Origin of the sequence: Bordetella bronchialis, assembly GCF_001676705.1 — a bacterium.
Taxonomy (GTDB): Bacteria; Pseudomonadota; Gammaproteobacteria; order Burkholderiales; family Burkholderiaceae_B; genus Bordetella_C; species Bordetella_C bronchialis.
Map to the genome: position 1 here is coordinate 3,667,919 of NZ_CP016170.1, position 19,478 is coordinate 3,687,396.

Below are 19,478 nucleotides of genomic sequence, written 5' to 3' on the forward strand. Positions count from 1 at the left end.
CTAGTGCTCACAACCATGACTCTCGATCTTCAAACCACCATCGAAAACGCCTGGGAAGCCAGGGCCTCGCTGACGCCCACGGATGCCAGCGCCGAAGTCCGCGAAGCGGTCGAACACACCATCGACGCGCTGGACACCGGCCGCCTGCGCGTGGCGGACAAGGCAACCGGCGAATGGGTGGTGCACCAGTGGATCAAAAAGGCGGTGCTGCTGTCGTTCCGTCTTCAAGAGAACGCGGTGATGGGTCAGGCCCCGCTGCAGTTCTATGACAAGGTGCCGCTGAAGTTCGCCGAATACGGCAATGCCGCCTTCCAGCATGGCGGCTACCGCGTGGTGCCGCCCGCCGTGGCGCGCCGCGGCGCGTTCATCGGCCGCAATGTGGTGCTGATGCCGTCGTACGTGAACCTGGGCGCCTACGTGGATGACGGCACCATGGTCGATACCTGGGCCACCGTGGGTTCGTGCGCGCAGATCGGCAAGAACGTCCACCTGTCCGGCGGCGTGGGCATCGGCGGCGTGCTTGAGCCGCTGCAGGCCAACCCGACCATCATCGAGGACAACTGCTTCATCGGCGCGCGCTCGGAGATCGTCGAAGGCGTCATCGTCGAAGAAAACTCCGTGCTGTCCATGGGCGTGTATCTGTCGCAAAGCACCAAGATCTACGATCGCGCGACCGGCAAGATCAGCTACGGCCGCATCCCTTCCGGCTCGGTGGTGGTCCCGGGTACGCTGCCCGCCGCGGACGGTTCGCACAGCCTGTACTGCGCCGTGATCGTCAAGCGCGTGGATGCGCAGACGCGCGCGAAGACCAGCATCAACGACCTGCTGAGGGCCTGATGGGCGACACCGCCGTACTCGACCTGGTCAAGGACCTGATCGCCCGCCCTTCTGTCACGCCGGAAGATGTCGACTGCCAGCGGATGCTGGCCCAGCGCCTGGCGAAAATCGGCTTCCGCTGCGAGAGCATCGTCTGCAATGGCGTGACCAATCTGTGGGCGCGCCGGGGCAGTGCCGCGCCGCTCGTCGTGTTCGCGGGGCACACGGATGTGGTGCCCCCCGGGCCGCGCGACAAATGGGAAAGCGACCCCTTCGTACCGGTCGAGCGCGACGGTTTCCTGTATGGGCGCGGCGCGGCCGACATGAAAAGCTCGATCGCCGCCTTCGTCGTGGCGGCCGAGGAATTCGTCGCCGCGCACCCTTCGCACGTCGGCTCCATCGCCCTGCTGCTGACCTCGGATGAAGAAGGTCCGTCCGTGGACGGCACGGTGCGGGTCTGCGAGCGCTTGCAGCAGCGCGGCGAAGCGCTGGACTACTGCATCGTCGGGGAACCCACGTCGACCGACCGCCTGGGCGACGTGTGCAAAAACGGCCGGCGGGGCTCGCTGTCGGGCCATCTGACGGTCAAGGGGATACAGGGCCACGTCGCCTACCCCCACCTGGCGCGCAACGCCGTGCACGCCGTGGCGCCCGCGCTGGCCGAGCTCGTGTCCATCGAGTGGGATCAGGGCAACGCGTATTTCCCGCCCACGACATTCCAGATTTCGAATATGTCGGCGGGCACCGGGGCCACGAATATCGTGCCGGGCGAGGCCGTCCTGCTGTTCAATTTCCGCTTCTCCACGGCCAGCACGCCCGAAAGCCTGAAGACGCGCGTGGCAGCGGTGCTGGACAAGCACGGCGTGGAATACCGGATCGATTGGAACCTGGGCGGCGAGCCCTTCCTGACGCCCAAGGGCACGCTCAGCACCGCGCTGACCGAGGCCATCCGCGCGGAAACGGGCCTGGAAACGGAGCTTTCCACCACCGGCGGAACGTCCGACGGACGCTTCCTAGCGAAGATCTGCCCGCAAGTGATCGAATTCGGCCCCTGCAACGCCACCATCCACAAGGTCAACGAGCGCATCGAGCTGGACTCGCTGGTTCCCTTGAAAAACATCTATCGCCGCACGGTCGAAAACCTGCTGCTCCGGGCATGACCGTTCCCATGTCTTCCTCCAACCGATCCGAATTGCAAACCGTGCGGGACCTGGTCCGTTACGGCGTCACGCGGCTGAACGCCGGCCAGGTCAGTTTCGGCCACGGCAGCGACAATGCCTGGGACGAAGCTGTCTACCTGGTCCTGCACACGCTGCATCTGCCGCTCGACACGCTGGAGCCCTTCCTGGAGGCCCGCGTGCTGCCGGAAGAACGTGCCCAGGTGCTGGCCGTCCTGGACAAGCGCGTGAGCGAACGCGTGCCCGCTCCCTACCTGACCAACGAGGCATGGCTGCGCGGGCGCCGCTTCTATGTGGACCATCGCGTCATCGTGCCGCGCTCGCCGATCGCCGAACTGCTGGACGACAGCCTTTCGCCGTGGGTGGACGATCCCGAGACGGTGCAGTACGTGCTGGACATGTGCACGGGTTCGGGCTGCCTGGCCGTGCTGGCCGCGCTGGCATTCCCCTTCGCGCACGTCGACGGCGCCGATATTTCGCCCAGCGCGCTGGAAGTGGCGATGCACAATGTCGGCGCCTATAACCTGCACGACCGCGTCTTCCTGCATTGCAGCGACCTGTTCCAGAAGCTGGCGCCGCGCCAGTACGACGTGATCATTTGCAATCCCCCGTACGTGAACGCGGGTTCCATGGACGCACTGCCGCAGGAATATCGCCACGAGCCGGAAATGGCCCTGGCCGGCGGCGACGACGGCATGGACCTGGTGCGCCGCATCCTGGCCGATGCGCCGGCGTACATGGCGCCCAAGGGCATCCTGGTACTGGAAATCGGCCACGAGCGCGCCCATTTCGAGGCTGCCTTTCCCCAGTTGGAGCCCGTATGGCTCGATTCGTCGGAAGCTTCCGACCAGATCGTGCTGTTGACCCGTGAGCAATTGGCCCCGTGATACGAGGAACCGGAATCACCCTGCGCCGCGGGACGAAAGTCCTGCTGGACGGCGCGGACTTCGTCGTCAATCCTGGCGAACGGGTAGGCATTGTCGGCAAGAACGGCGCCGGCAAGTCCACGCTCTTCGCCTTGTTGACCGGCGCGCTGGATGTCGATGCCGGCAACCTGAGCCTGCCGCCCGACTGGCGCATCGCCAGTGTGCAGCAGGAGCTGCAGGCCGATGAGCGGCCCGCCCGAGAATTCGTCATCGACGGCGACACGCCATTGCGCGCCCTGCAAGCCCGGCGCGCGGCCCTGGAAGAGCATCAGGGCACGGAAATCGCCGAGACCGAAGCGGCGCTGATCGAAGCGGGCGCGTGGAGCGCGCCGTCGCGCGCCGAACAGCTCCTGGCGGGCCTGGGCTTCAAGCCCGATGAGTGGATGCAGCCGGTCGCGAACTTCTCCGGCGGCTGGCGTATGCGCCTGGCCCTGGCCCGCGCGCTCATGGCGCCGTCGGACCTGCTGCTGCTGGACGAGCCGACCAACCACCTCGACCTGGACGCCATGCTGTGGCTGGAGAAGTGGCTGGCGGCCTATCCCGGCACGGTATTGCTGATTTCCCACGACACGGAGTTCCTGGACGCGGCGGCCAAGGCCATCCTGCATTTCGATCATGGCAAGCTGGTGCGCTACCGCGGCGGCTACGAGGATTTCGTCGAGCAACGCGCGGAACGCTTGCGCCAGACCCGCATGGCGTGGGAAAAACAGACGCGCGAAGCGGCCCGGCTGCAAGGCTTCATCGACCGCTTCAAGGCCAAGGCCTCCAAGGCCAAGCAGGCGCAAAGCCGCGTCAAGGCCCTGGCCCGCATGCAGACCCTCGCGCCCCTGCACGCCGAAGCGGGCATCGATATCCGTATCCCTTCGCCGGACCACATGCCGGACCCGCTGCTGATCCTGGAAAACCTGTCGGCGGGATACACGGACGAAGAAGGCCATGCCGTCGATATCCTGCGCAACGTGACGCTGATGGTACGAGCCGGCAGCCGCGTCGGCATACTGGGCGCGAACGGCGCCGGCAAGAGCACGCTGGTGAAGACACTGGCCGAAACGCTGCCCGTGCGCGCCGGCGAACGCCGCGCCTCTCGCGGGTTGTCGATCGGCTACTTCGCCCAGCACCAGCTGGATATGCTGGACGCGAACGCCACGCCGCTGTTGCACCTGGCGCGCATCGCGCCGGAGACGCGAGAACAGGATCTGCGCAATTATCTGGGCGGCTTCGGTTTTTCCGGCGATGCGGTGACCAGCCCGGTGGGCCCGATGTCCGGCGGTGAAAAGGCACGGCTGGCCCTGTCGCTGATCGTGTGGCAAAAGCCCAACCTGCTATTGCTGGACGAACCCAGCAACCATCTGGATGTCGAAACCCGCGAGGCGCTGGCCGCGGCGCTGGCGGAGTTCGCCGGCAGCATGCTGCTGGTGTCCCACGACCGCCATCTGCTGCGCACGACGGTGGACAGTTTCTGGATAGTCGCGGACGGTACCGTCCGCGAGTTCGACGGCGACCTGGAAGACTACCGCGACTGGCTCGCCGCCCGGGGCGCGCAGGAAAAGGCCGAAGCGGCGCGCACGCCCGCCGCGGACGCCGTGCCGGCTACCGACCGGAAACAGCAACGCCGCCTGGAGGCAGAACAACGGCAGCGGATCGCCGCCGCGCGCAAGCCGCTGGAGGCCAGGCTGTCGAAGGTCGATGCCGAAATGGAAAGCCTGCGCAAGCGCCTGGAGGCGCTGGATGCGTTGATCGCCGACGCCGATCTGTATTCGGACGCGCGGCGCGCCGAACGCCAGAAGGTGCTGAGCGAGCATGGCGAGCTCGGTAAGCGGATCGGGGAACTGGAAGAAGAATGGCTGAACCTGCACGAAGCCATGGAAGCCGCCGCCAAAAACGCCCAGGAATCGCCGGCAAGCTGACTTCATCCGCGGGCGGGGTATGGCAATGAAAACGGGCGCCCTTGGCGCCCGTTTCCTGCCCGGCTCGCGCGCTTGCGCGCCGTTTGCCGGGATCAGCTGGCGATAACGTCCAGTTTGGCGATGCCCAGGGCCAGGGTCTTGGCGCCCACGTCGCGGAACTGGATCTGCGCCTGCGCGTCCTGGCCATTGCCGCTGAGCCCGATGATGGTGCCATCGCCGAAGCGCGCGTGGCGCACGCCTTGTCCGATGCGGTAATGGCGATCGCCCACCGTTACGCCGGAGGTGACGCCACGCGGCTGGCGGGGTGCGATGGCACCGGTGGACTTGCGCCCGAAGGCGTCCCGGGCGGCGCCGCTCCAGGATCCGCCGGCGCCATAGCCTTCGGCGGCGCCGGTACGCGGCGTGAGCCATTTCAGATGCTCTTCCGGGATCTCTCCCAGGAAGCGCGATCGCATGGCATAGCGGGTCTGCCCGTGCAGCATCCGGCTCTGGGCCAGGCTGAGGTACAGGCGCTCGCGGGCACGCGTGATCGCCACATACATCAGGCGCCGCTCTTCCTCCAGGCCGGACTGTTCCAGCACGCTGTTTTCGTGCGGGAACAAGCCCTCTTCCAGTCCGGTGATGAATACGGCGTCGAATTCCAGCCCCTTGGCCGCGTGCACCGTCATCATCTGCACGGCGTCCTGGCCGGCCTGGGCCTGATTGTCGCCCGCTTCCAGCGCGGCATGCGACAGGAAGGCCGCCAGCGGCGTCAGAGTCTCTCCGGCGGCGCCGACGCCCGCATCCGATGCGGGGGCCAGGCCCGGGTCGACGGCCGGATCGAGTGCCGGATCGCGCTGCGTCGGCACGCCCGCAGGCAAGCCGTCGAAGTTTTCTTCGGTGGAAAACACCGCCGCGGCCGTGACCAGTTCGTTCAGGTTCTCGATGCGTTCCGTGCCTTCTTTTTCGTCACGGTAATGTTCGACCAGGCCGCTGGCCTCCAGGACGTGCTCGACCATTTCCGGCAGGGGCAACTCGCGGGTTTCATCGGCCATGCGGCCGATGAGCGCCGCGAACTGGGCCAGATTGGACCCGCCCTTGCCACCCACCCGGGCCACTGCGCCGTACAGGCTGGTGTCGTGGGCGCGCGCCGCGTCCGCCAGTTGCTCCAGCGTACGCGCCCCGATGCCGCGCGCGGGAAAGTTGACCACGCGCATCCACGACGTATCGTCATGGGGATTGGCGATCAGGCGCAGATAGGCCAGCGCATGCTTGATTTCCTGGCGTTCGAAGAAGCGCAGGCCGCCATAGACCTTGTACGGGATGCCGGCGGAGAACAAGGCGTGTTCCAGCACGCGCGACTGCGCGTTGCTTCGATACAGTACGGCGATTTCCCGCCGCAGCCGGCCTTCGTTGACCAGCGCCCGGATTTCGTCCACCACCCACTGGGCTTCCATGCCGTCGGAGGGCTGCTCGATCACCCGGACGGGTTCGCCCTCGCCCTGTTCCGTCCACAGATTCTTGCCCAGGCGCCCGCTGTTATGGTCGATCAGCGCGTTGGCGGCGTCCAGGATATGGCCATAGGACCGGTAGTTCTGCTCCAGCCGGATGACGGTGCCATGCGCATAGTCGCGTTCGAAGTCGGCCATGTTTCCGACGTTGGCGCCGCGGAAAGCATAGATGGACTGGTCGTCGTCGCCCACGGCGAAGATGAACGCGCCGCCGCCCGCCAGCAGCCGCAGCCACTTGTACTGCAGAGTGTTGGTGTCCTGGAATTCATCCACCAGGATATGGCGGAACCGGCGCTGGTAGTGCTCGCGCACCGGCGCATTGCGGGATAGCAGCTCGTAGGCGCGCAACAGCAATTCGGGGAAATCCACGACCCCTTCGCGCTGGCACTGGGCCTCGTACAGCTGATAGATCTCGATCAGCCGACGCCTGTGGCTGTCCCATGCTTCCAGATCGCCGGGACGTTCGCCCTCTTCCTTGGCGCCGTTGATGAACCGCTGGACATCGCGCGGGGGATACTTCTCGTCGTCGATGTCGTTGGCCTTGAGCAGGCGCTTGATGGCGGCCAGCTGGTCCGCCGTGTCGAGGATCTGGAAAGCCTGCGGCAGGCCGGCATCGCGGTGATGCGCCCGCAGCAGGCGGTTGCACAGGCCGTGGAAGGTGCCGACCCACAAGCCGCGCGTATCGATGGGCAGGATGGCGGAGATGCGTGACAGCATCTCGCGCGCGGCCTTGTTGGTGAAGGTGACCGCGAGCAGTGCGTAGGGACTGGCCAGGCCGTTCTGGATGAGCCACGCCATGCGCGTGGTCAGGACGCGGGTCTTGCCGCTACCCGCCCCGGCAAGGACCAGGGCGTGTTGCGGCTCCAGCGTAACGGCGGCGCGTTGTTCCGGATTTAACTTATCGATCATGCCGCGTAGCGGCGGAGTCGGTCGGCGAACTGCTCCAGCCCTTCAATTCCGCTTTGCTGCGCACGCTGGCACCAGGCCTGCAGATGGCTCAGCAGTTGCTCGCTGCTGGCGCTGGAGCTTTCCCACAGGCGGCCCAGCTCGCGCCGCATCTGTACCAGCGTGGAAAGCGACTGGCTGCCCGCGATGGCCTGATCGACCTGGGCGACCTGTTCCGGCTGCAGCGCGTCTTCCGAGCGGTGCAGCCAGCGGCGCACGCGTCGCAGCGTGGCCCAGTGGCATTCGGCGCTGTCCGGGCTGCGCGACGTCTTGAGCTTGGCGAGCTCCTGCCGGGCGGCGCTCTTGATGATGTCGCCGTAACGCGCCATGACCTCGTAGCGGTGGGTGATCACGCCTTGCAGGGTGCTCAGGTCCACCATGGGCTTGTTGGACTCCAGCTTGAGCTTGGGCGCGACCTTCTTGACCTTGGCCAGCCCCAGGAACTGCAGGATGCGGATGTAGCCCCAGCCGATGTCGAACTCATACCACTTGGCCGAGAACTTGGCCGAGGTGCCATAGGCGTGGTGGTTGTTGTGCAGTTCTTCGCCGCCGATGATGATGCCCCACGGGAAGACGTTGGTGCTGGTATCCGGGCTGGCGTAGTTGCGGTAGCCCCAATAGTGGCCGATGCCGTTGACCACGCCGGCCGCCCAGAAGGGGATCCAGGCCATCTGCACGGCCCAGACGGTGATGCCGACCGCGCCGAACAGGGCGATGTCGATGGCGAGCGTGATCATGACGCCAAGCAGGCTGTGGCGTGCATAGACGTTGCGCTCCAGCCAGTCGTCGGGCGTGCCGTGGCCGAACTTGGCCATGGTTTCCGCGTTGGTGGCCTCTTCGCGATAGAGCTCGGCGCCACGGAACAGCACCTTCCAGATGCCGAACAGCATGGGCGAGTGCGGGTCGCCGTCGCGTTCGCATTTGGCGTGGTGCTTGCGGTGGATGGCGACCCATTCCTTGGTGACCATGCCGGTGGTCAGCCACAACCACAAGCGGAAGAAATGCATGACGGCGGGATGCAGGTCCAGCCCGCGATGCGCTTGGCTACGATGCAGGAATACCGTGACCGACACGATGGTGATGTGGGTGGCCACCAGGGTATAAACGACTATCTGCCACCAAGAGGCGTGCAGGAAACCGCCGGCAACGAAGGAAAGGATGTGATCCATATGGGGGGTAGAGACCTCGCTAAGAGTTACCAAGCGAGTTTAGCGTACCTTGCGAGGATATGACAGCACGCATGTTTGACTTAAACCACTTGAAACTTCGGCAAATTTGTTGTTTTCATCGAGGTTCTGTGCTCATCTTGACCGCTTTTTCCCGCCTGCGCCGGGCCGGGCGCCCCCTTGCGGCACTGTGGAAAACCCCAGGGGTGTGGAATGCGCCCCCGGCCCGCCTCGCGCGGGCGCGCTTTCCGCGTTTCATTTCCGCCACAGGCATGGCGCTCGGGCTGGCGATGGCGCCGCTGCCGGGCGCTGCCGCGGACGTCCAGCGGCAGGCCTGGACCGTGGCCACCGGCCGCACCGTGGTCCTGGCGGAATACTATGAAATCCAGGAATCGGGCTGCCGCGCCATGCGCGCCCCGCCGGTCGTGGTCAAGGCGCGCCCGACGCTGGGCAAGCTGGTGATCAACACGACGACGGGGCAGGTCGACAAGCCCGGCCGTTGCCGGCACGTCCAGGTGCCGGTGACCCGCGTGCTCTACCACGCCGGCGACGAACCCGGCCAGGACAGCTTCGGCTGGGAGATTTTCTTCCAGGCCCGCGAACTGGGCACCCGGGCGGTGCAAGGCAGCGCCACGCTCACTCGCCAGGCGGCGCCGCGTTGACCCCGGGCTGCCCCGCCTCGGGCTCCACCTCCGCTTCCGCGCTTTCCGGAGCCACCGCCTCCGCCGGCCCGCTGGCGGCAGCGACCGCCGCGGCATCGGCCGCCGCGGTATCGACCGCCGCTGCGGCGGCCGCGGCTTCCACGGCCACCGCGCCATCCTTGCGGCGCTCGAACACGGCAGCGAAGAAGCCGTCGGTCCCGTGCACGTCCGGCCGCAGTTGCATGTAAGGTCCTTTCAGGTCCAGGCCTTCGCACCGGGCGGCGATCAGGGCCGCGGCATCCAGCCGCTCGAATTCAGGGTGCGTCGCCAGGAAGACCTCGGCCTGCGCCTCGTTTTCCTCCGGAAGCAGGCTGCATGTCGCATAGACCAGCCGCCCGCCAGGGGCCACGCACCGCGCGGCCGCGGCCAGGATGCGTGTCTGCAACAGGCCGAGCTCCTGCAGGGCTTCCGGATGCTGGCGCCATTTCAGGTCGGGGTTGCGCCGTAGCGTGCCAATGCCGCTGCAGGGAGCGTCCACCAGCACCCGCTGCGCCTTGCCGGCCAGGCGCTTGACCCGCGTATCGTTCTCGCCGTCGATGACGACCGGCACCACGTTGGACAGCCCGCTACGGGCGAAGCGCGGTTTGGCGCGCGCCAGGCGGGCGGCGGAAACGTCGAAGGCGTAGAGGCGGCCGGTGGAGCGCATCAGGGCGCCGAGCAGCAAGGTCTTGCCACCCGCGCCCGCGCAGAAATCGATGATCATCTCGCCGCGCCGGGGCGCCATCAGCAGCGCAAGCAGTTGACTGCCTTCGTCCTGGACTTCGATCTCGCCCGCCTCGAACTGGGGCCAGCGGTTCACGGGCGGGCGGCCCGCCAGCCGTATGCCCCACGGCGAGAACGGCGTGGCCCGGGGTTCGTGACGCGCGGCCGGGCCTTCTTTCAGGCCGCGCAGCACGGCGTCCCGGTCGGCTTTAAGGGGATTTACCCGGATGTCCAGCGGCGCCGGGCGATTCAAGGCATCGACCAGCGCGTCGGCATCCTCGAAGGCCGCCAGCCGCTCGTCCAGCCAATCCGGCAGACTGGCCCGCACCGCGCGCGGGAGCGTGGCGGGGTCGATCAGCAGGATATGGCCGAGCCAGTCGCTTTCCTCGGCGGAAAGCGCGTCCTGCAGCGATTCCCGCCCGCGCGTGGCGGCCAGGCCCAGGATGGCCAGGCGCCGGGCCGCGGGGCCCACGCCGGTCTCCGCGAAGCGGCGGTAGCGCCGCAGATTGCGCAGCACGTCGTAGGCGGCCTCGGAGACTTCCGCCCGGTCGCGGGCGCCCAGCTTCGGGTGGGCGCGCAGCCAATGCGTCAGGACAGCGTCCGCCGGATAGGCCCACTGCAGCATTTCGCCCAGGACTTGCTGGACCTGGCCCAGCCGCACGGCGGCGAACGACGGGCGCGGGCGATCCGGCCCGGTCGCGCGCGGCGCCACGGATTTCGCGCCTGCGCGCTGCGGTTTCTTCATGTCGATTCCCTGACGGGCCAGCGGCCCGTCCATTGAAAGTTGGCTTATTTATCGTGCGGCCGTGTCGCCGCCGGACCACATATAAAGGCGTACCGGATCGCCCTGCACCTGGACGCGGTGGTCCGCGGTCAGGCTGACACGGTCTTCGGCCAGCCAGCGCACCGCCGCCGGAAAGACGCGGTGCTCCATGCCCAGCACCCGTTCGGCCAGGATTTCGGGCGTATCCCCAGGCAGGACCGGTACGCAGGCCTGCGCGATGATGGGTCCATGATCGAGCAGCGGCGTCACGAAATGCACCGTGCAGCCATGCACCTGCACGCCCGTGGCCAGGGCCTGCCCGTGCGTATGCAGCCCGGGAAACGCCGGCAGCAGCGAGGGATGGATATTGACCAGGCGTCCCGTATAGCGGTTGACGAAGCCCGGGGTGAGCACCCGCATGAAGCCCGCCAGGATGATGTAGTCGGGACGATGCCGGTCGATCTCCTGCGCCAGCGCGGTGTCGAAGGCTTCGCGGCCGGCGTAGTCGCGATGGTGGACGGACGCCGTGGGGATGCCGGCCTCGCGCGCCCATTGCAGGCCGGGCGCATCGGGACGGCTGGCGATGACGGCCGATACATCGGCCGGCCAGTCTTCTTGCCGGCATGCCTGGACCAGGGCCTGCATATTGCTGCCGCGTCCGGAAATCAGGATGACGAGCCGTCGCCGGCCCGGAGATAAAGCTGCCAAGGTGAATCTTCCACAGGAAATAAAGAGCATGCCCGGGCAAAATTGTAAACTCTCGCTCGTGAAACCCGCGCTGCATATCTTCCGCTCCCTTCCCCCGCCCGGCGCCCGCCGCCCCTGCGCCTTGACGATCGGCAATTTCGATGGGGTGCATCGCGGACACCAGGCCATGCTGGCGCGCGTGCGCGCCGCGGCATTGGATCGTGGGCTGACGCCCGCCGTGATGACCTTCGAACCGCATCCGCGCGAATATTTCGCGGCGCTGAACCAGCGTCCCGAGCTGGCGCCCACCCGCATCAGCGGCCTGCGCGACAAGCTCGATGCGCTGGCCCGATGCGGCATCGAACAGGTGGTGGTCGAGCGCTTCAACGCCCGCCTGGCGGAAATGTCGCCGGAAACCTTCATCGAGCGCCTGCTGGTGCGCGGCCTGGGGGCGCGCTGGATCCTGGTCGGCCCCGACTTCCGCTTCGGCCACAAACGCAGCGGCGACATCGCGCTCCTGCGCGCGGCCGGCAGGACGCACGGTTTCCAGGTCGAAACCCTGGAAGACATCACCGACGCGCACGGCCACCGCATCTCCAGCTCGGAAGTCCGCACGGCGCTGGCCGTGGGCGACCTGGCCCGCGCCCAGGACCTGCTGGGACATCCCTACCATCTGAGCGGCCACGTCGTGCACGGCCGCAAACTAGGCCGCACCCTGGGATTTCCCACCCTCAACGTCCGCGTTACGCCGCGCTGCGCGGCCCGCTCCGGCATCTATGTGGTGCGCGTGCACGGGCTCGCCGCGTCGCCCCTGCCCGCCGTCGCCAGCCTGGGGGTGCGACCCACGGTGGAAAACCACGGCCAGGTGCTGCTGGAGGCCCACCTGCTGGACGTCGCCGGCCTGGATGCATACGGTAAACTCGTGCGGATCGAATTCCTGCAACAGCTGCGGGACGAAGAAAAGTTCCCCGACCTCCCTTCCCTGACAGCCGCCATCGCCGAAGACGCGCGAAACGCGCGCGCCTATTTTGCCGTTCATGGACTATAAAAAGACGCTCAACCTGCCCGATACCTCCTTTCCGATGCGGGGCGACCTTGCGAAGCGCGAGCCCGCCTGGATCGCCGAATGGGAGGAAAACCACGTCTACCAGGCCATCCGCGCCGCCAGCAAAGGCCGGCCGCGTTTCGTCCTGCACGACGGGCCGCCCTACGCCAACGGCGATATCCACATCGGGCACGCGGTCAACAAGATCCTGAAGGACATCATCCTGAAGAGCCGCAACATGGCAGGCTACGACGCGCACTATGTGCCGGGCTGGGACTGCCATGGAATGCCGATCGAAATCCAGATCGAAAAGAAATACGGCAAGAACCTGCCCGTGGCCGAGATGCAGTCCAAGGCCCGGGCCTATGCCCACGAGCAGATCGAACGGCAGAAGAAGGACTTCAAGCGCCTGGGCGTGCTGGGCCAGTGGGACCGCCCCTACATGACCATGGCCTTCCGCAACGAGGCCAATGAAATCCGGGCCCTGGCGCGCATCATGGAAAAGGGCTACGTTTTCCGTGGCCTGAAGCCGGTGAACTGGTGTTTCGATTGCGGCTCGGCCCTGGCCGAAGCGGAAGTCGAATACGCCGACCGCGTCGATCCCGCCGTGGATGTGGCGTTTCCCTTCGCCGACAAGGCCGGACTGGCGCGCGCCTTCGGCCTGGCGTCGGTGGACGACGGCGCCATCGTCATCTGGACGACGACGCCCTGGACCATCCCGTCCAACCAGGCGCTGAACCTGCATCCCGAGATCGAGTACGCACTGGTGCGCGTCTCTCCCGCCCTGCCGACGGGCCCCTTGCTGCTGCTGGCCACCGACCGTGTCGAAGCCTGCCTCAAGCAATGGGACCTGCAAGGCGAAATCGTCGCCACCGCGCCAGGACAGGCGCTGTCGGGCCTGAATTTCCATCACCCCCTGGCCCGCGTGGACGCCGGCTACGATCGCCTGTCGCCGGTGTATCTGGGCGACTACGTCACCCTGGACACCGGCACGGGGGTGGTCCATTCCGCGCCGGCATACGGTATCGAGGACTTCGTTTCCTGCAAGGCCCATGGCCTGGCGGACGAGGACATCATCGGCCCGGTCATGGGCGATGGCCGTTACGCGTCCTCGCTGCCCTTGTTCGGCGGATCGAGCATCTGGGAAGCCAACCCCAAGATCGTCGACACCCTGCGAGAGGCCGGCACGCTGCTGCATAGCGAAAAACACAAGCACAGCTACATGCATTGCTGGCGCCACAAGACACCCATCATCTACCGCGCCACCAGCCAGTGGTTCGCCGGCATGGACATCGCCCCGCGAGACGGCGGCCCCTCGCTGCGCGAATCCGCGCTGGCCGGTATCGATGCCACGCGATTCTATCCCGCATGGGGCCGCGCACGCCTGCATGCCATGATCGCCAACCGCCCGGACTGGACCTTGTCGCGCCAGCGGCAATGGGGGGTGCCGATGGCCTTCTTCGTGCACAAGGAAACGGGCGAACTGCATCCGCGAACCGTGGAGCTGCTGGAACAGATCGCCCAACGCGTCGAACAGGGCGGCATCGAAACCTGGCAATCGCTGGATCCGCGCGAACTGCTGGGCGACGAGGCCGACCTGTACGAGAAAAGCCGGGATACCCTGGACGTCTGGTTCGATTCCGGCACGACGCACTTCACCGTGCTGGGCGGCAAGGACGCCACCCAGGCGGGATCGCACGGCGAAGAACTGGCCTGGCCGGCCGACCTGTACCTGGAAGGTTCCGACCAGCACCGCGGCTGGTTCCACTCGTCGCTGCTGACCGGCTGCATGCTCTACGGCCGCCCGCCGTATAACGCGCTGCTGACGCACGGCTTCGTGGTCGACGGCCAGGGCCGCAAGATGAGCAAGTCGGTGGGCAACGTCATCGCGCCCCAGAAGGTGTCCGACTCCCTGGGGGCGGAGATCCTGCGCCTGTGGGTGGCGTCCACCGATTACTCGGGCGAATTGTCGATCTCCGACGAGATCCTCAAGCGCGTGGTGGAAAGCTACCGCCGCATCCGCAACACGCTGCGCTTCCTGCTGGCCAACCTGGCGGACTTCGACGCGGTCTCGATGACCGTGCCTTACGAGCAGCGCTCCGAAATCGATCGCTACGCGCTGGCCATGACGGCGCAGATGCAGCAGGAAGTGCTGGCCCACTACGAGAAGTACGACTTCCACCCGGCGGTGTCGCGCCTGCAGAACTTCTGCTCGGAAGACCTGGGCGCTTTCTATCTGGACATCCTGAAGGACCGGTTGTACACGACGGGCGCTTCCAGCCTGGCGCGCCGGTCCGCGCAAAGCACGCTGCTGGACATCACGCAGACGCTGGTCAAGCTGATGGCCCCGGTGCTGTCCTTTACCGCGGAAGAAGCCTGGAAAGAACTCACCCGCACGGCGCTGCAGCACCAGGCTGACGTATCGCGCGCGACGGTGTTCGCGGAAGTCTTCCAGAGCCTGCCGCCGTTGGCCGAGGGCGATCCCTTGCCGGCCAAATGGGCGCGGCTGCGCGCCATCCGGGCCGAGGTCATGCGCAAGCTGGAGGAAGTCCGCAGTGCCGGCGGCATCGGCTCGTCATTGCAGGCAGAAATCGACATCACGGCTTCCGGCGAGGACCTGTCCGCGCTGCAAAGCCTGGGCGACGACTTGCGCTTCGTCCTTATCGTGTCGCGTGCCACCGTGCATGCGGGAACCGGTGAGCCGCAGATCGTCATCGCCCCGTCGTCGCACAAGAAGTGCGAACGCTGCTGGCACTGGCGCGCCGATGTGGGCGCGGATCCGGAGCACCCGGAAATCTGCGGCCGCTGCGTGACCAACCTGTTCGGCACCGGCGAGGCACGCAGCCATGCTTGAGGCGGGCAACCAGGCCGGACAGCGCCCGGTTCCGGGCGGGCCCGCGGCACAGCCGGCGCAGGGCCGCGGATTGGCCTTCTGGCTCGTCCTGGCCGCCGTCATCGTCGTGCTGGACCAGGCCGCCAAGCTGTACTTCAACACCAGCTTCAGCTTTGGGCAACGCGTCAACGTATTGCCCATTTTCGATTTCACCCTGGTATACAACCGCGGGGCCGCATTCAGTTTCCTTGCCACGGAAGCCGGCTGGCAGCGCTGGTTCTTCACGGTGCTGGGCATCGGCGCCGCGGTGGTCATCGCCGTGATCCTGGGCCGCCAGGGCCGCCGCGCGCCGCCCCGCTTCGCGCTGGCGCTGGCGCTGATCATGGGCGGCGCCGTCGGCAACGTCATCGACCGCATCGCCTACGGCCACGTCGTGGATTTCCTGCTTTTCTACTGGAAGGACTGGTACTACCCCGCCTTCAATGTCGCGGACGTCGCCATCACCTGCGGCGCCATCCTGCTGGTGCTGGACGAGCTGCTGCGCATGCGCAAACCGCGCTAGTCGGCGCATAATGGGCGCGTCCTTCCACTCCGCGGTTCTCCCATGCTCGATCTCGCGCGCAAACGTATCGTCCTAGGCATGTCGGGCGGCATCGCCTGCTACAAGATCGCCGAGCTCGTGCGGCGGCTGACCGAGCAAGGCGCCGCGGTGGACGTCGTCATGACCGACGCCGCCACGCACTTCATTACGCCGGTCACCATGCAGGCCCTGTCCGGACGGCCGGTGTACGTCAGCGAGTGGGATGCGCGCATGGACAACAACATGGCGCACATCAACCTGACCCGCGGCGCGGACGCGGTGCTCGTCGCTCCCGCCAGCGCGGATTTCATGGCCAAGCTGGCGCACGGCATGGCCAACGACCTGCTGTCCACCCTGTGCCTGGCGCGTAACTGCCCCCTGCTCGTCGTCCCCGCGATGAACCGCGAAATGTGGGCCAACCGGGCCACGCAGCGCAATGCCGCGCAACTGCGCGATGACGGCATCGAGATCCTGGGTCCCGCGGCCGGCGACCAGGCCTGCGGCGAGATCGGCGACGGCCGCATGCTGGAAGCACACGAAATCCTGGCCGACGTCATCGCGTTCTTCCAACCCAAAACGCTGGCCGGCAAGCACGTGCTATTGACCGCCGGCCCCACCGTCGAACCCATCGACCCGGTGCGCGTCATCAGCAACCGGTCCTCCGGCAAGACCGGCTATGCCATCGCGCGGGCGGCGCGCGAAGCCGGCGCGCGGGTCACCCTGGTGACGGGGCCGACCTCCCTTCCCGTGCCGCGCGGCGTGGATGCCTACCCCGTCCAGACGGCGCGGCAGATGCACGCCGCCGTCATGGCGCAGGCCCGCGCCGCGGACATATTCATCGCCGTGGCGGCCGTCGCCGACTGGCATGTCAAGAACGCCAGCGAACAAAAGATGAAGAAGGACGAATCCGGCGGCGGCGCGCCGGCGCTTGAATTCGAACCCAACCCCGACATCCTGGCGGAAGTCGCCGCCATGGACGACGGCCCCTGGTGCGTGGGCTTCGCGGCGGAAACGGAAGACCTGGCCAGGCACGCCGAAGCCAAGCGCCGGCGCAAGGGAATCCCGCTGCTGGTCGGTAATCTGGCGCATCGGGTCATGGACCTGGACGACACGGAACTCGTATTGTTCGACCAGAACGGGTCCCATGCCCTGCCCCCGGCGGCCAAGCTGGACGCGGCGCGGCGCCTGATCGCGGAAATCGCCGCGCGCCTGCCGCGCTGAGCGGGCGTTCCTGCCGTACCGATCGGGCACACCCGGCGCGCCGATCGCGCTGCGTACCGACACGTCACCTTTCAGGACTCTCGCGGCACGCGCCCACCGCTGGCGCGTGCGCGCGCCTGCGATCAGGGCTCCGTGGCGGCAAGCTGCGTGGTGCGAGCCGCCCAGGCCGCCAGCGGCAGGGGCGGCTGCGGGGCCACGATACGATTCAGGATCTGCCGCAGCTCCATCCAGCCGCCCCGGCTGCTCGGCCAACGGCTGGGCACCACCAGCTGCCATCCCGCCAGGGGCGATCCCTGCGCCATGACGAAGCGGAAGGTGTAGTAGCCGGGCATCCCCATGCGCAGATCGGTGACCACGAGCTTGCCGTCGATGGCGTCGTAACGCAGCCATCCCCCGGTGAACCACTCCAGGCGCGCCAGCAGTGCATCCGGCGGCAGCGCGCGCCGCAGGCCAAGGTTCAACGGCTGCGCCAGCTGTTCGGGCTCGCCGCGGTCGAAGACGCTGGCCACGGTCTCGTAATAGGTATCGCCCGAGCCGCGTGCGATCACCCGCCACAGCAGGCTATTCAAGGGCATGGGCGCCGAGAAAAGCGCGGCCGGGCGCTCTGCCCGCGCCGCCAGCGCCGCGCGGACATGATGTTCCACGACCGTCTTGGCGGTAAAGGTCCAGGCCAGGTACGCGGCGGCGACGCCCAACGCCGCGCCCCGCAGGCGGCGGACGCGTTCTCCCCAGGCCAGATTGGCCAGGAAGGCGATCAGCAGGGGCAGCGTGAATACGGGGTCGATGATGAAAATGCTGGAGATACTGACGGGCTGCAGCGGCAAGGGCCAGAACAGTTGCGTGCCATAGGTGGTCATCGCGTCCAGCAACGGATGCGTGATGAGCACCAGCCATAAAGCCAGGAAGAGGCGCCCGCCCGTGTATGGAGCGTCCGGCCAGCGGCGCCGTACCAGCCAGGCCAGCAGCGCGGCCAGCGCCGTCAGGACAAAGATGGAGTGCGAGAACCCCCGGTGAAAAGTCATCAGGGAGACCGGATCGGGATAAGGCACGAATACATCCAGATCGGGCAAGGTGGCGAGTACGGCGCCATACAGCAGGGCTTTGCGCCCCTGGGCGCGGCCCAGTAGCGCCGCCTGGATGCTGCCTCCCAATACGACATGCGTCAGCGAGTCCATGTACCGGTGTCATTCCTTTGGGCTGATGCGCGACGCCGCCCCGCGCGGCGTCCGATGCACAAGGTAAGATACCGCATCCGAATGGCGGGGCGCGGCATGGACCAATTCGTCGATCAGATTCGAAGCTTCATCGAAACCAACCAGGATTGGGCAGGTCCCGTCACGGCGCTGCTCACGCTGGCCGAATCCCTGGTCATCATCGGGCTGTTCGTGCCCGCGACGGCGCTGATGCTGATCACGGGCGGCCTGGTGGGCAGCGGCACCCTGGACGGCACGACCATCCTGGCCTGGGGCATCGCCGGGGCCGTGGTCGGCGACGCGTTGTCGTATTGGCTGGGCCGTGGGGTGGGGCCGCGGGTCCTGCGGCGCTGGCCGCTGCGCAACCATCGTCCGGCGGTGGCGCGCGCGCGCCTGTTCTTCTCGCGCTATGGCTTCGCTTCGGTGCTGGCGGGACGGTTCATGGGCCCCATACGCAGCACGATCCCGACGGTAGCGGGCGTCATGGGAATGGGCCACGCCCGCTTCCAGGCGGCGAACGTACTGTCCGCCGCCCTGTGGATGCCGGCGATGCTGGCACCGGGCTATCTGACCATGCGCAACATGGACGACATCTCCGGCGCCAGCCACATCGGCATGCTCATCGGCACGGTCATCTCCATCCTGCTGGGCGTGTGGCTGCTGTGCATGGTCCTGCGCAAACGGCGCGAGCCCACGGCCCGCCGCGCGCGCCGCTAGGAGTCCGCATGGCCATCGACGGCGAGCCCAAAGACGGCGATTACGTCCGTTATATCGAAGCACTGATCAACCGGGGCCAGGCCGCGCCCGGCCAGGTCATGGGCAAGGCGCGCGGCGTGCCGTCCGCGTCGCCCCCGCCGTCGCCCGGCGAAGTCGTCCGCGATGCGGCGCCGGCGGGCGCCGCGCGCGATTTTCCGCCTGGCTTCGGGCAGCCCGTGCCGGCAAGCCCGGGCATTCCGCGTCCTTTTTCATGGGGGCGTGGCGCGGGGTCCAAGGCGCCATCGGCGCCGCGCGACGCGAACCCGGCCTCGGACGCCACGCTGGCCGGCCGCGCGGCCAGGCGGCGCGGCGCCTTCGCCGTGGCGATCGTCGCCCTCGCCATCGTCTGGCAGGCCATGCGCATGCTGTACGATGCGCTGCGCCAGCCGGACTTCGATCCGCACGCCCTGATCCCGGTTGCCTTTTTATTGGTGTTCGCCGGCATGCTGTGGCGCGCTGCCCGCAGCGGACGCGCGCAAGGCAAACAGCCTCCCGCGCGCCTGCCGCCGCTGACCACCGTATCCCACAACGGGCCGGACAAAGCCGGCCGCTGATCCCAGCCGTCCCGC

General features: G+C 67.3%; 16 protein-coding genes. 11 read left to right on the forward strand and 5 right to left on the reverse strand.

Going from position 1 to position 19,478, the window contains the following annotated elements:
* Window positions 1-15 precede the first annotated feature (15 nt).
* Genes dapD through BAU06_RS16185 form a run of 4 tightly spaced genes read left to right on the forward strand, consistent with a single transcriptional unit; the run spans window position 16 to window position 4,827 of the window.
* Window positions 16-837: a 2,3,4,5-tetrahydropyridine-2,6-dicarboxylate N-succinyltransferase gene (gene dapD, locus BAU06_RS16170; RefSeq protein ID WP_066351926.1), complete on the forward strand. Its 822-nt coding sequence runs from the start codon at window positions 16-18 to the stop codon at window positions 835-837.
* The gene (dapE, locus tag BAU06_RS16175; RefSeq protein ID WP_066351929.1) at window positions 837-1,976 is read left to right on the forward strand and encodes a succinyl-diaminopimelate desuccinylase; all 1,140 of its coding nucleotides are present in this window, start codon (window positions 837-839) and stop codon (window positions 1,974-1,976) included. Before dapD ends, dapE begins: the two co-directional genes overlap by 1 nt.
* A gap of 8 nt (window positions 1,977-1,984) precedes the next feature.
* On the forward strand, window positions 1,985-2,881 hold the full coding sequence (prmB, locus tag BAU06_RS16180; protein WP_066359177.1) for a 50S ribosomal protein L3 N(5)-glutamine methyltransferase: 897 nt from the start codon (window positions 1,985-1,987) through the stop codon (window positions 2,879-2,881).
* Window positions 2,878-4,827, forward strand: coding sequence for an ABC-F family ATP-binding cassette domain-containing protein (locus BAU06_RS16185; RefSeq protein WP_156770253.1), 1,950 nt, complete (start codon window positions 2,878-2,880; stop codon window positions 4,825-4,827). Before prmB ends, BAU06_RS16185 begins: the two co-directional genes overlap by 4 nt.
* Before the next feature lie 92 nt (window positions 4,828-4,919).
* Here the strand turns inward: BAU06_RS16185 and BAU06_RS16190 are convergent, their stop codons facing one another.
* Both BAU06_RS16190 and BAU06_RS16195 read right to left on the reverse strand, forming a co-directional pair.
* On the reverse strand, window positions 4,920-7,226 hold the full coding sequence (locus BAU06_RS16190) for a UvrD-helicase domain-containing protein (RefSeq protein WP_066351938.1): 2,307 nt from the start codon (window positions 7,224-7,226) through the stop codon (window positions 4,920-4,922).
* Window positions 7,223-8,431 (reverse strand): DesA family fatty acid desaturase, encoded by a 1,209-nt coding sequence (locus tag BAU06_RS16195; RefSeq protein WP_066351941.1) that lies wholly within the window; start codon window positions 8,429-8,431, stop codon window positions 7,223-7,225. Before BAU06_RS16195 ends, BAU06_RS16190 begins: the two co-directional genes overlap by 4 nt.
* Window positions 8,432-8,700: 269 nt before the next feature.
* Here BAU06_RS16195 and BAU06_RS16200 point away from each other — a divergent pair, with 269 nt between their 5' ends.
* Complete coding sequence (locus BAU06_RS16200) at window positions 8,701-9,090, forward strand: hypothetical protein (protein ID WP_066359184.1); 390 nt, start codon at window positions 8,701-8,703, stop codon at window positions 9,088-9,090.
* On the opposite strand, the gene BAU06_RS16205 is transcribed toward BAU06_RS16200, so the two are convergent.
* Window positions 9,065-10,456, reverse strand: a complete 1,392-nt coding sequence (locus BAU06_RS16205; protein ID WP_335617503.1) for an RsmB/NOP family class I SAM-dependent RNA methyltransferase — start codon at window positions 10,454-10,456, stop codon at window positions 9,065-9,067. The two genes, BAU06_RS16200 and BAU06_RS16205, sit on opposite strands and share 26 nt — an antisense overlap.
* A 168-nt stretch (window positions 10,457-10,624) precedes the next feature.
* On the reverse strand, window positions 10,625-11,239 hold the full coding sequence (gene purN, locus BAU06_RS16210) for a phosphoribosylglycinamide formyltransferase (RefSeq protein ID WP_231934107.1): 615 nt from the start codon (window positions 11,237-11,239) through the stop codon (window positions 10,625-10,627).
* 121 nt (window positions 11,240-11,360) lie between these two features.
* Between purN and BAU06_RS16215 the strand changes: the two genes are divergently transcribed.
* Genes BAU06_RS16215 through coaBC form a run of 4 tightly spaced genes read left to right on the forward strand, consistent with a single transcriptional unit; the run spans window position 11,361 to window position 16,960 of the window.
* Window positions 11,361-12,329, forward strand: a complete 969-nt coding sequence (locus BAU06_RS16215; protein ID WP_066359199.1) for a bifunctional riboflavin kinase/FAD synthetase — start codon at window positions 11,361-11,363, stop codon at window positions 12,327-12,329.
* A complete protein-coding gene (ileS, locus tag BAU06_RS16220; protein ID WP_066351946.1) occupies window positions 12,319-15,180 on the forward strand; it encodes an isoleucine--tRNA ligase in 2,862 nt (953 codons plus the stop codon). The genes BAU06_RS16215 and ileS overlap by 11 nt, the downstream gene beginning before the upstream one ends.
* Window positions 15,173-15,721: a signal peptidase II gene (gene lspA, locus BAU06_RS16225; protein ID WP_082988276.1), complete on the forward strand. Its 549-nt coding sequence runs from the start codon at window positions 15,173-15,175 to the stop codon at window positions 15,719-15,721. The genes ileS and lspA overlap by 8 nt, the downstream gene beginning before the upstream one ends.
* 42 nt (window positions 15,722-15,763) lie before the next feature.
* On the forward strand, window positions 15,764-16,960 hold the full coding sequence (coaBC, locus tag BAU06_RS16230) for a bifunctional phosphopantothenoylcysteine decarboxylase/phosphopantothenate--cysteine ligase CoaBC (protein WP_066351948.1): 1,197 nt from the start codon (window positions 15,764-15,766) through the stop codon (window positions 16,958-16,960).
* A gap of 122 nt (window positions 16,961-17,082) precedes the next feature.
* On the opposite strand, the gene BAU06_RS16235 is transcribed toward coaBC, so the two are convergent.
* Window positions 17,083-18,135, reverse strand: coding sequence for a metal-dependent hydrolase (locus BAU06_RS16235; RefSeq protein ID WP_066351950.1), 1,053 nt, complete (start codon window positions 18,133-18,135; stop codon window positions 17,083-17,085).
* 96 nt (window positions 18,136-18,231) lie between these two features.
* Between BAU06_RS16235 and BAU06_RS16240 the strand changes: the two genes are divergently transcribed.
* Together BAU06_RS16240 and BAU06_RS16245 are read left to right on the forward strand one after the other, a co-directional pair.
* A complete protein-coding gene (locus BAU06_RS16240) occupies window positions 18,232-18,870 on the forward strand; it encodes a DedA family protein (protein ID WP_066359205.1) in 639 nt (212 codons plus the stop codon).
* A gap of 8 nt (window positions 18,871-18,878) precedes the next feature.
* Window positions 18,879-19,463 (forward strand): hypothetical protein, encoded by a 585-nt coding sequence (locus tag BAU06_RS16245; protein WP_066351953.1) that lies wholly within the window; start codon window positions 18,879-18,881, stop codon window positions 19,461-19,463.
* The last annotated feature ends 15 nt before the right edge of the window (window positions 19,464-19,478 follow it).